At 49.8% G+C, this 11593-nt stretch carries 14 protein-coding genes; 4 read left to right on the top strand and 10 right to left on the bottom strand.

Features of this window, described 5'->3' with window-relative positions; all coding sequences use genetic code 11:
* Window positions 1–30: 30 nt before the first annotated feature.
* The 10 genes from EXW96_RS05875 to EXW96_RS05830 form a co-directional block, all read right to left on the bottom strand.
* On the bottom strand, window positions 31–1419 hold the full coding sequence (locus EXW96_RS05875; RefSeq protein WP_062409296.1) for an ABC transporter substrate-binding protein: 1389 nt from the start codon (window positions 1417–1419) through the stop codon (window positions 31–33).
* A 31-nt stretch (window positions 1420–1450) separates the two neighbouring features.
* Window positions 1451–2488: a zinc-dependent alcohol dehydrogenase family protein gene (locus tag EXW96_RS05870; RefSeq protein ID WP_062409297.1), complete on the bottom strand. Its 1038-nt coding sequence runs from the start codon at window positions 2486–2488 to the stop codon at window positions 1451–1453.
* Window positions 2489–2502: 14 nt separating this feature from the next.
* The gene (locus tag EXW96_RS05865; RefSeq protein WP_062409298.1) at window positions 2503–3333 is read right to left on the bottom strand and encodes a sugar phosphate isomerase/epimerase family protein; all 831 of its coding nucleotides are present in this window, start codon (window positions 3331–3333) and stop codon (window positions 2503–2505) included.
* Window positions 3334–3666: 333 nt separating this feature from the next.
* The gene (locus tag EXW96_RS05860) at window positions 3667–4293 is read right to left on the bottom strand and encodes a DedA family protein (RefSeq protein WP_074727107.1); all 627 of its coding nucleotides are present in this window, start codon (window positions 4291–4293) and stop codon (window positions 3667–3669) included.
* On the bottom strand, window positions 4290–4874 hold the full coding sequence (locus EXW96_RS05855; RefSeq protein WP_054818971.1) for a class I SAM-dependent methyltransferase: 585 nt from the start codon (window positions 4872–4874) through the stop codon (window positions 4290–4292). Before EXW96_RS05855 ends, EXW96_RS05860 begins: the two co-directional genes overlap by 4 nt.
* Before the next feature lie 139 nt (window positions 4875–5013).
* Window positions 5014–5481: a large conductance mechanosensitive channel protein MscL gene (gene mscL, locus EXW96_RS05850; RefSeq protein ID WP_074727211.1), complete on the bottom strand. Its 468-nt coding sequence runs from the start codon at window positions 5479–5481 to the stop codon at window positions 5014–5016.
* Window positions 5482–5691: 210 nt separating this feature from the next.
* Entirely contained in the window at window positions 5692–6453 is a 762-nt protein-coding gene (locus EXW96_RS05845; RefSeq protein ID WP_054818970.1) for a CAP domain-containing protein, read from the bottom strand.
* A gap of 174 nt (window positions 6454–6627) precedes the next feature.
* On the bottom strand, window positions 6628–7299 hold the full coding sequence (locus EXW96_RS05840; RefSeq protein ID WP_074727210.1) for a YcnI family copper-binding membrane protein: 672 nt from the start codon (window positions 7297–7299) through the stop codon (window positions 6628–6630).
* 86 nt (window positions 7300–7385) lie between these two features.
* Window positions 7386–8054, bottom strand: a complete 669-nt coding sequence (locus EXW96_RS05835; protein WP_062409301.1) for a response regulator — start codon at window positions 8052–8054, stop codon at window positions 7386–7388.
* Window positions 8051–8878, bottom strand: coding sequence for a sensor histidine kinase (locus EXW96_RS05830; protein ID WP_062410995.1), 828 nt, complete (start codon window positions 8876–8878; stop codon window positions 8051–8053). The genes EXW96_RS05835 and EXW96_RS05830 overlap by 4 nt, the downstream gene beginning before the upstream one ends.
* 306 nt (window positions 8879–9184) lie before the next feature.
* Here EXW96_RS05830 and EXW96_RS05825 point away from each other — a divergent pair, with 306 nt between their 5' ends.
* The 4 genes from EXW96_RS05825 to EXW96_RS05810 all read left to right on the top strand — a co-directional run bounded on the left by EXW96_RS05825 (window position 9185) and on the right by EXW96_RS05810 (window position 11321).
* Window positions 9185–10189: a ketoacyl-ACP synthase III gene (locus tag EXW96_RS05825; protein ID WP_074727105.1), complete on the top strand. Its 1005-nt coding sequence runs from the start codon at window positions 9185–9187 to the stop codon at window positions 10187–10189.
* Window positions 10190–10361: 172 nt separating this feature from the next.
* Window positions 10362–10655 carry a nucleoside-diphosphate sugar epimerase gene (locus EXW96_RS05820; RefSeq protein ID WP_235594136.1) on the top strand — a complete coding sequence of 98 codons (294 nt, stop codon included), beginning with the start codon at window positions 10362–10364 and terminating at the stop codon, window positions 10653–10655.
* A gap of 29 nt (window positions 10656–10684) precedes the next feature.
* Entirely contained in the window at window positions 10685–10993 is a 309-nt protein-coding gene (locus EXW96_RS05815) for an alpha-helical endospore appendage domain-containing protein (RefSeq protein ID WP_174350133.1), read from the top strand.
* A 31-nt stretch (window positions 10994–11024) separates the two neighbouring features.
* Window positions 11025–11321 (top strand): hypothetical protein, encoded by a 297-nt coding sequence (locus tag EXW96_RS05810; RefSeq protein WP_054818995.1) that lies wholly within the window; start codon window positions 11025–11027, stop codon window positions 11319–11321.
* Window positions 11322–11593 lie beyond the last annotated feature (272 nt).

The following is an 11593-nucleotide window of genomic DNA, read 5'->3' as shown; positions in this document are numbered from 1 at the left end:
GAGTCCCCCTCCTTCATCTAGATCAAGCGACTATTTTTTCAGCATTTTGTTAACGGCTTCATCAGCCTTTTTCAATGCATCTTCTACAGACATGGTTTTCAATTGTGCGGCGCTCAAATATTCGGAAACAAAACTCTCCCACTTTTCTTCCTGCGGGAAGAACGGACGGGCCTTGGCCGTTTTCATCGCTTCTTGAAGCGCTTCATAACGGCGGTACTTCTTCACATCGGTACCTTCGATCAGTTCGTTGGTTAACGCCGGGTCGGAATAAGATTCTTCTCGAACCGGGTCTCCTCCACCCATGGTCGCCTGACGCACATCATTCTGCTTATTCTCGAGCCAAATCATAAATTTAACCGCTTCATCCGGATTTTTCGTTGATTTCGGAGCTACGATCGACCATCCGCCGATATGCGGCGTAGAGCTTTTCATAGCCGGCACTTGCACGAAATCCCATTTGCCGACCGTTTTGGACGTTTGGGGATTGTCTACTTCAAAAGCGCTCCAGGACCAGTGAATCGCCATAGCCAATTTCCCTTGAGCCGCATCCGTCGCTACTTCGGCAAAGGTATAGTCGTTAATTCCCGGAGGCGAGTACTGCAGTAAATCTACCCACGTTTTGGTTGCTTCAATCGCCTGAGGAGTGGATAAGGACGAAGTCATCGTATTCCAATCAATCACGTCCGCACCGTTCGAGTACATAAAGGTCAGCCAGGTATGCACATTCCCGAATCCTTTACTTGCCTGGGCGGCCCATCCGTACAATTTTTGCCCGTTATATTCTTTACCGTTAAAGAATTCAGCCGCATCCCTGAACTGCTTCATATCCTTTGGAGGTACCAGGTCGTAACCGTATTTCGCTTTAAATTCCTCTTTTATTTGCGGGTCATTGAATAAATCGGAACGATACCACAGCAATTGAGGATGGATCGATTGCGGCAGTCCATAGATCGTTCCTCCTTCGCCAAAGGATCCGTTTTTGTCATTCCACTGCGATAAAGCCAAAGCTCTCGGCAGGTATTTCGAAGTGTCCACGTTATTCTTTTTCAGATAGTCATCCAAAGGCAGCAGGCTTCCTGTCGAAGCAAATTCCGGAATCCAGTTATAATCGACGTTAAACAAATCATAATTGGCTTGACCGGCGATGGACAGCGCCAGCTTCTGATAAATGACATCCCGGCCTACCAATTCGACGTTGACTTTAACACCCGTTTCTTTTTCGTATTCTTTAGCCAATTCTTGAGTGGCTTGTCCCCAGGAAGAGCCGAGAAATACCGTATTTAATGTGACTTGCTTGCCGTCACTGCCATTGCTGCCGGAAGCCTGTCCGGCTTGATCGCCGGAATTGGAAGAGCATGCGGAAAGCAGCAGAGCACCGGAAAGCATCGCAAGCGCCAGTGGCTTAGACTTCAATTTCATATCCTCATTCTCCTGTCTATGATATGGAATATTATTTCGAGATTTCGACGATAATTTTAATGGTGTCTTTATTGTTTGCCGCTTCCTGGATGCCGTCGACGACTTGCTCCAGAGGAATCGTTTTGGAAATAATATCGTTCGGGTTGAAGCGTTTGCTGGAGATCATGTTGATCGCTTTGGTCCATGTGTTGTATGTTCCCGCATAGGATGCTACAATCGTAAGCTCCTTGCTGTAAATTTCAAACGGTTTAATTTCCATCGTCGCATGTGCAGGAGCTGCACCGTACACAACCAGTACGCCGCCACGGCGAACCATTTGAAACGCTTGCTGATAGGTCGGAATAGCACCTACGGCTTCAATAACAAAATCCGCTCCCCGGCCTTCCGTCAAATCAAACACCGCTTGAACCGGGTCCTGCTTGGAAGCGTCGATGACATGATCGGCACCCAGCTGCTTCGCTTTTTCGATCCGGGTCGGGTTCATTTCACTGATGATGACCTTCGTTGCTCCGTTCAATTTGGCCAGCTGCGAGTGTACCAATCCCATCGGCCCCGCACCGATAATCGCCACCGTGCTGCCCATTGTAATTTTCGCCTGTTCCTGGCCCCGGATGGCGCACGCCAACGGCTCGATGTATGCGGCTTCTTCCCAGGTCATGCTGTCAGGAATGAGATAGACGTTGGATGCAGGCGCCTTCACATATTCGGCGAAAGCACCGTTGGTATGCACGCCAAGCTGCACAATTTCATTGCAAAATAGTTTTTGGCCGGCCCTGCAGAAAAAGCAGGTTCCGCAGCTGATGTTAATATCCGCTGTCACGCGATCGCCAACCTTGACGTTTTTTACGGCGGAGCCTACTTGTACTACTTCACCCGAAAATTCATGTCCCTGGATCAGCGGGGTCGGCACCGGGAAGTGACCACGGAAAATATGAGGGTCCGTACCACAAATCCCGCAGCGCTTTGTCGCAATCAATACTTCGTGGTCTGCAATCTCAGGTACAGGCACTTCTTCAATTCTCATGTCTTGCGGCTGATGGAGCACAGCAGCCTGCATTGTCTTTTTCATGTTCTAGTCCTCCTTTAATCAATCGAGCTAAACAGTTTTTTCAAATAATCAATCGATTCTTTGGTATATTGATCGTAAAATTCCTCGCAGCGGATGCCGCTGAACGGATCGGCAAAAGGCGGAAGCAGCTCCATCGAAATGTAGCCTTCATATCCGATGTCTACCAGAGCTTGCGCAATCGGCTTGAAATCGATGTGTCCTCTGCCCGGGGCCGCCCTGTTGCTGTCGGCAAAATGAACATAGAATAATTTATCGCCAACTTGACGGAAGGCATCAGCGATATTCACTTCCTCGATGTTCATGTGATACGTATCGCCCATGCAGCCTACGTTAGGCAGGTTCACTTCGTTCACCAAAGCCAGGGATTGCTCCAAACGGTTAATCAGATAAGTTTCATAACGGTTCCAAGGCTCGACCGTCAGACGAATTCCATGCTCGCCGGCATACAGTCCCGCTTCTCTGATGCTTTCAGCCGCCCATTTCAGCTCGGTTTCGATATCCGCTTCAGCGTGGATTTTCATATTGGCCGTCGGGGTAACAGAAATACCTTTAGCCCCGATCAATTTGGCATAGTCAACACACTCTTTTACATAATTCACCGCGTTTTTCCTGATTGATTCGTTGCTTGAAACCAAATCTCTCTCCGGTGTATAAATGGCGCAAATAGAGGAAGCCTCGACATTGTACTTCTCAAGCAAGCTTTTAATCTCTGAACCGTTTACATTTTCCGGCTCTCCGACGAACTCAACCGCGTCATACCCAAAACCCGCGATTCTTTTTATGCTCTGTTCGATTTCTTCTCCTGCATAGACCAGTACGTTATAGGCATACTTTATTTTAGGCATCTGGTTTACCCTCCCCTTAATGATTCAGAAGTGATCAGGTCGTTTCCCATGGTTTACTTCCCCATGTCATCCCTCCTTGATAAGGTATCGCTTACATGCAACGCTTTCATATAGCGTTTACATGAAACCTCTCGCATCCTGATGGTGTTGAATGCACTTTCATAGAACTTTCTTAGCACTTTCATCGTACCAATTGGAGAAATATCGTATTTATTCGACATGTTTCAACACGACTTTTAATCCATTTTTTATAATCAAAACAAAAAAATCCCTTTTCATGGACAGTTTGGTCTATCCATAAAAAGGGATGGGTTCTCCGTGCGTTTCCATTTTTTATTCTTTCTCTACCATCGTGCTGCCACTCTCTCGTTTTTTGCGAAGGAACAGCCGGAAGACGACATAGATAAAACAGGCCGCAAAAGGCACCCACAACAGATTCAATCCGTACCGGTAAATCGTCATTCCCACTTCAGCGGCATGGTCGACCGTTAAACGTCCCGCCGTGAAAAAAATCAAGGTCCACAAAAGCCCTGTCGTATAAGAAAACAGAGCATACCTGCTAAACGGCATTTTGTTCAGTCCTACAATGTAAGGCATCACGTGCCGGATGACAGGAAAAAAATAGCTGATCACAAGCGCCAGACTACCATACTTGCTGCTCCACCGTTGAGACATTTCGATATATTGATTCATGTTTTTCTTTCGTCTGAGTTTATCCAGTACGGGTGTCCCGATATAGCGCCCCAGAACATAGCCCAAGGTAAGACCGGAAACGACTCCGAGATAAGTCAGGACGAAGGCTGGAATGGTGTGCAGCAGGCCTCCCGCCGTTACCGCACCGCCGGTCATCACAATGACCTCATCGGGAATCGGCATTCCCACAATTCCCAGCCATAAGGCAAAGAATAAGGCTGCATATCCGTATTGTCCGATCAAATCAAGCAATGTATCGTATGTCATGAAGTCGGATCCGCTTTCTTTCGGCACACATATACGAATGCAGGCGGAAGGTTGAAAGGTACGAACCGGATGGTTTCGATATCAAAATAGCGCCTTAATTGCGGCTTCATTTGCAGTGAATATTGAAAAGCAATGAAGCTTCCGCCCGGTTTCAAGGACGAGATAATTTGTTTGATCAATCGATCGCGTACTTCTCGCGGGAAATTAAAGAACGGCAGCCCGCTGATGACAACGTCCAAACCGTCCAGTTTTTCGCGGCGCACCGCCTTTTGAATGCCGCAGGCATCCGCATAGCAAGCGAACGCAGGGTATTTTTGCGCCAGCTTATAGCGCAGCACCGGCTCTTTCTCGAACAGCAGCACTTTGACCCGGCCTGAGGCAGCCTGCTCAATATATTTGGTCAGCGCTCCCGTCCCCGCCCCCAGTTCCGCCACGCTTTCGATTTTGTCCCAAGCCACCGGCCTGGTCATCGCCTTAGCCAGAAACCCGGAGCTCGGGGTCACGCTCCCTACCTCTTTGGGAGATTGAATAAACTTGTTTAGAAATAAGAATTTTTCCAGAACGATCGAACCGAGATTCATTTGCACGAAACCCTCCCTGCACAGATAACACTAGGCTAACGAAAACACCTTTAGAACATGTGAAGGATTTTCTGAATAATTTCTTAAGATGCAAATTACTCCTTGCCCCCACCTCATGGAAATCCTTAGACTGCCATTCTTAGTTGGACGGTTTCAATTCATTTTCCCCTTCAAGGATTGCAGTACAATATTTGCAGCGAACTGCTTTCAAGGGAATGTCGGAGAGGCATTCCGGACATTCCTTGGTGTTTGCTTCAGGTTCCGGCTTGCTCTCTTCCTTTCTGCGCAAACGATTGAGCTGCTTCACGGCTATAAAGATCACAAAAGCAACAATCAAAAAGTCAAGCAGATTGTTGATAAATAGTCCGTAATTCAGCGTAGGCGCGCCTGCTTCTTGAGCCTGCTTGAGCGATGTATACGACACTCTGTCCAGACTGATGAATAAATCTGAAAAATTGACCCGGCCAAGCAGCAATCCGATCGGAGGCATGATCACGTCATTGACGATCGATGTGACGACCTTGCCAAAAGCCGCGCCGATAATGACCCCGATGGCCAGCTCGATCATATTTCCTTTGATGGCGAATTCCTTGAATTCCTTCAGCAGCCTTGATGCCAAAACAGAACAACCTCTCTTCTCCAAATTCGGTTTATCATCCTATTTTACACTAATCAACCTCTTTATGGAAATGCCTCCATGCAAAATTCATCACCTCTTGCATTACAGAATAATTCGAACCGAATGATGCGGCTTGTGTCAGTCTAACAAAACCGTCCTGAAGCATTGCACGCTTCAGGACGGTTGGGCTTGCCGGCGTTATTTGGCTGTAAACTGCTGAGTAAACATCTTGCCGCAAGGGCCTCCCTCCACGATACCGATGCCGATATGAGTGAAGTCCCTGCTTAGTATATTGGCACGGTGTCCTTCGGAATTCATCAGCGCTTGATGGGCTGACTCCGCATTTTGATTGCAGGCAATATTCTCCCCCGCCGTCCGGTACCGGATTCCGAATCGTTTCATCATGTCGAAAGGCGAGCCATACGTAGGAGAATCGTGGGAAAAATAATCTTTGTCCGTCATATCCTGACTTTTCAGCCGTGCCACTTTGGACAGCTCCAAATCGACGGCAAGCGGAGACAACCCGGCTTCGGACCGGGCCTTGTTGATCAGGTCGATCATCTGCTGCTCCTCAGGCATAAGCCCGGGCGGCTTCTCCTGAGGCGGCGGACCCGGCTTGGGCGGCATCGGACCCGGGGCGGGAGCGGGTTTCTTCGGAATTTTCAGGTTTCCGTATGCCCAGAGGATTGCTTGCAAGGTTTGGTCATCCACCGCCCCTGTAGGGGGAAGTCCGTTAGCCTTCTGAAACACCCTGACGCCGTTGGCTGTATCGGGTCCGTAATAACCGTTGATCTGACCCTGAAAATAGCCAAGCGATTTTAACATCCCTTGAACCGCATAAACGTCCGGACCTTGTGCACCTTCGCCGAACGCAAGAACCTTGCCTGCGATGGTCAGGCTCATGAACAGGCAGACGAGCCATATCAAAGCGTTTTTCTTGTTGCGCCAACGCTGCAGCATCTTCGCAAATCCCCCCTGAACTGGTTAAATAATCAAGTCTACAACCAGCATCCCCTTCCGGCCGCATTTTTATGATTTGGTTTGCAGATAAGAATTCCTCTATATGTAAAAGACCTGCGCTACAACACAAAAAAGCCCGTTTCCCATGCTGGAAACGGACCGGTTCATACGATATCAGCGTTTTCTTCGCGACAAGGACACGACGAAAGATAACGCACCAAGAATGAGGGCGGCAATGGATAAGTACAGCGGCGCTCCGGAGGCTGCCGGTGCTCCGGCCGCCGGTTCCCCGGACGCTGAAGGCGCTGCGGCAGAATCGGCTTTGCCGGCATCTGCGGCAGGAGCGGTATGGCCGTGGCTGTCTGTGGCTGCCCCTGCCGGTTTGGCATTGACCTTGGTTACGGAAGCCGGCTTGTCCGAGCCTTCCGCGCCTACCCACTCGACGACACTGCCGTCCTTGTAGGTTTGATAAGCCTTCCATTGGATCGCTGTAGCGTTGTCGGCTACTTTACCCTGCATATAAAATTCTCCGAACTCTGTAGGACCGAGACCTTCTCCCGTTGCGGTCCAAATCACACCGGTAATTTTTCCGTTGTCGTCTTTGGTCAGTTCATAGCTCCAACCCGGCTTCGGCTCGAAACGGGAGATGGAGACGGCATCCAGCGGAAATTTCACTTCCACCTTCACTGTCGGCACATCTTTCTCCGTCGGGACCCGGACGGCAAATTTCTCGTAAGATCCTTGCGTCGTTTCTTTTGGCAGCACGGTGACGTGCGCGCTGGCCAGTCCTCCGGTCATAAGCGATAAGAACAGGCTCAATACCAGCGTAATATGCCATTTTTTCATCATATGGAATCCCTTCTTTCTTAGCGATCAGTATATCCATGTGTAATGTATAACAAACCGCCGCTTGAAAGAATGACTCGATTGGGCTATTTTCGCCCGTTTTTTTGTCCGATCTGTGTCAAACCGTGCCGTACGGCATACGCTGTCAGCTGCACCCGGTTGTCAAGGGACAGCTTGGCCAAAATGTTCTTGATATGATTTTTCACCGTATTTTCCGTGATGACGAGCGTTTCTGCAATTTGCCGGTTGCTTTGGCCGCTGGCCACGCAGCTTAAAATTTCACACTCCCGCTGAGACAGCACACCGGGCTGTACATCGCTCACATTCGCGTCCGCTGAACGAAACGAATGGAACAGCCGATCCGCCATACCGCGGGAGATTTCGCTGTCATCATCAAGCAGCCCGTGCAGGTAGGCGATCCAATCGTCCGGATCCATATTTTTGAGCAGATATCCTTGTGCGCCATAGCGGATGGCGGTGAACAAATCCGCCACGTCATCGGATACCGTAAGCATGACCACGCGGATATGGGGATAGAGCTGTTTAATCCGTTTGGTTGCTTCCAGCCCCCCCATCACCGGCATTTGAATATCCATCAGTACGAGATCCGGCAGCAGCTCGCCGCAAAGCTCGACGGCTTCCTGCCCGTTGCGCGCTTCACCGATCCACTCGAAGCCGCTCTCGCCCTCGATCAGGGTACGGACGGCCTTCCGCGCAAGCGGATGGTCGTCCGCGATCAGTACGCGGTAATTCATGACGTTCTCCCTCCCAGTTCCTCACGCAGCGGCCCGGTAACCAGCAGTTCCATTCCTTGACCCGGCGCTGTTCTGATTTCCAGCTTTGCCCCCAGTTCCTTCGCCCGCTTTCGCATGATGGAAATCCCGTAACGTTGAGGCTGCTCCGGCGCTTCACGATCCGTTCCTTTACCGTTATCTCCAATCCTCAAGCTCCAGTTTGCCCCGTCCTCCTGCAGGACAAACTCAATGTAAGCATGGTCTGCCCGGGAATGCTTGCGGATGTTCGTAAACGCCTCGCGGATGATCGAGAACAGAGGCACCTCCGCAGACGGCGGAATGCGATCCTCAGGCACGCTGATATGCTGATCGACGGCAATGCCGCTCATGCCGCTCCACTCCTCCAGCCATGTCTGCAGTCTGGCAGTAAAGCTCGCCCCTTCTTCCGGCGCCGTTCTCAAATTAAAGATCGCTTGCCGCAAATGATGATCGATCTCCGATATGGCGGAGCGGGCCTCATCCAGCTGCCCTTTTTTTAACTGCACGTTCATAAAAAACAGAATCTGCGCAATGTTGTCGTGCAGCTCCTGCGCCAGCCTTTCCCGCTCCTCATATACCGCCCGTTTGGCCTGTTCTTCCGCCAGCTTCACGTTCATGCTTTGAATGCGTCCGAACATCCATGTTCCGAACAAATAAGAAAGCAAAAGCGTGAGCAGGGTCATATAGAAGTTGCCTGCTTCCATAGAAAGCACATCTAACAAAAAATCATGCCGGATGTACTCAAAGCCTCCAATGATAAGCGGCGGCAGTAAAATCGTCAATATTTTATAGCTTCTCATGGACATATTCATCTGCTTCACCTCACAGCTCGCGCATGGATTGGATTCCATTCTATACGGATATACGAACCTGCATAGAAATCGGGCGTCCCTTCTCTAAGACACAGCCGTATGGCCCTCTGAATTTTGCCGGTATGATATCGACGAACGAATGATACCCCTATTCTAACATAATAAAACAAGCTGTAACTCCTTATCGTATTAAACGCATTGACAGAATGCAAAAGCCCATGTATCATTTTTGGTACCAAGTACTAATATCAGGTTATAATTTTTTTGAGCGTGAATATAATAAACTGAGGTGATGTGATCATGAATCAATTCGTTCCAAGAATAACGGCGGTTGGCAGCTACACGCCCGAACGCCGGCTGACGAATGCGGATCTGGAGCGTATGGTGGAAACCGACGACGAATGGATCGTTCAGCGAACGGGCATCCGCGAAAGACGCATATCGGCGCCCGAAGAGTATACCAGCCACTTGTGCATTGAAGCGGTCAAGGATCTCGTGAACCGGTACGGAGCCGCATTGGATGACGTGGATCTGCTCATCGTTTCGACCAGCACCCCGGACTTCACTTTCCCTTCGACCGCCAGCCTGGTCCAAGCCCACTTCGGCATTCCGCAGACACTCGCGTTCGATCTCAGCGCCGCGTGCGCCGGGTTCATCTACAGCCTGCATACGGCAAGAAGCATGCTCGCGTCAGGGCTGCACCGCAAGGCGCTCGTGATCGGCGCCGACGCCTTATCCAAAATAACGGATTACACGGACCGCACGACATGCATTTTGTTCGGCGACGGAGCAGGAGCCGTGCTGCTGGAACGGGATGCCGAAGGGGCGGAAGCGAGTTGGCTCGCGTCTACCTTCGGCTCCGACGGCACCGGGGGCGTGCACCTGTACCGGACCGGCATCGCCTCCTCCTTGAACGGGGTACCCGTAAACGCCGGCGGCAAGCTGGTGCAGAACGGCCGGGAGGTATATAAGTTCGCCGTACAGACTGTGCCCAAAGGTGTAGCCGAACTGCTTAAACAAGCCGGTCTGTCCAGCGGCAGTGTGGATTGGTTTATCCCTCACAGCGCCAATCTCCGGATCATCGAGTCCGTATGCGAGAGAACGGGGATTCCGTTGGAAAAAACTCTGCATACCATCGAGTATTTTGGCAACACCTCGGCCGCGACCATCCCTCTCGCTTTACATCAGGGGATCAAGCAGGGCTTGCTGAAAGAAGGCGACAAGGTGCTTATGTACGGCTTCGGAGGAGGTTTTGTACATGGAGGTTTGCTCCTGAAATGGAAGGAACCGTTGAGCAAAAGATAAACACTGGCATATGTTATACAAATAGCGTCCCTTCCCCGCGAAGGGACCTTCATTTGGAACATTCTCCTTTACAAAATGGACGAAAGCTGCGATTCCGCTGGGCCAATGCCAATGTTCCCGTTTACCGGAGCAGCATATATTATGGCATAATTTTGTTTATAAGGGAGGATGAATGATGCATCAGCAAGCAACCAGCATTATCGAACATATGGCCTCCTCGCATTGGGAAATGTCGAAAATTCTGGAGTCGGAGAGGCATGTCGCCGTACGGATGGCCGAGCTCGTTCATGAAATTCCCGAGTATAACCCGACTTTTGATGATATTCCGGCATTGATGGAAGGTTCTCTGCTTGTCACCAAAAACGTTGCGGCCTATCTGAACAGCCTTGCCGATCTGTCCGACGCCATTGGGGATAATTTGAATTTGATCATGAAAGAACAGCGAAGCTCCGACGGGGAAGAATAACGTATGTTGATAATGGAAAGAGGGTAACCATGAGCAGAGAGGACTCTTATTACAGAATCTTGCAATCCGTTTCCCGATTACAGTTCAATATATCGCTAATTCTTGAAGCAAAAGCTATCGATGCCTCCCGTTCAAGCCAATGGCTTTGCCATCACATATCCTCCATGCAATTTGAAAATCAAGGTGAACAGGTTGCAAAAACCGTGGAAATCCACGATCATCTGCTGGAAGTCATTGACGGTTTGACCAAAATGGAGCTGGCGCTTTCGAAGAACCTTCAGGCTCTTTTAGGGGACCAAGAGGGCGGCGGCGCCAATGATCCGGGGATCACAGGTTGATCAATCCAATATCGTTCGGAGGAAATTCAAAGTGAACTGGCATGAGGAAGAAGCGCGAACAAAGCTTCATATTCTAATTTCGCTTGCCCGAAGTCAGCGTGCGCTGTCCAGAATTTTGGAAAGCGTAGCGGACGTTGCGGAAAAAACGGAGCCGGCCGGTGAGAGGCTTGTTGAGCAAATGGAAGCGCTCAGCAAGTACCAAAGGCAGATTGCAGTCAAAATGATTGGAATCAAAATACGAAAAAAAACCAGCGGAATCCCTCAAAAACCGTGGATCAACCAAACGCTGGTTCATTACCGTCCTCAAACTATTTCTGCGAAGGAATAGTTTTTTTATTGCCTCTCTGTACTTTACTTCACGTCAATCCGCATGCTCAATGTACGATCCCATTAAATGCCTACGATACCTGTCCAAACCCCCTTTCCCCCGGTCACATATGCTGTATGGTCAAGTATTACTCCGAATCCGGGGACAAAGTCCAGCGGTAATATGTCAAGTCCCTGATTCGTGGAAATTGGAAATTATTTTGGCCCAAAACGCGATGACTCAGGGAAAAAGGCAACACCAAACTAAACCCAGTCGAAAATCGAGTTAATTAC

The sequence above is a fragment of the Paenibacillus sp. JMULE4 genome (genome assembly GCF_013337105.1).
GTDB classification, from domain to species: Bacteria; Bacillota; Bacilli; order Paenibacillales; family NBRC-103111; genus Paenibacillus_G; species Paenibacillus_G naphthalenovorans.
The sequence above is the reverse complement of the archived record's forward strand: the minus strand, read 5'-3'. Positions and strand labels throughout refer to the sequence as shown.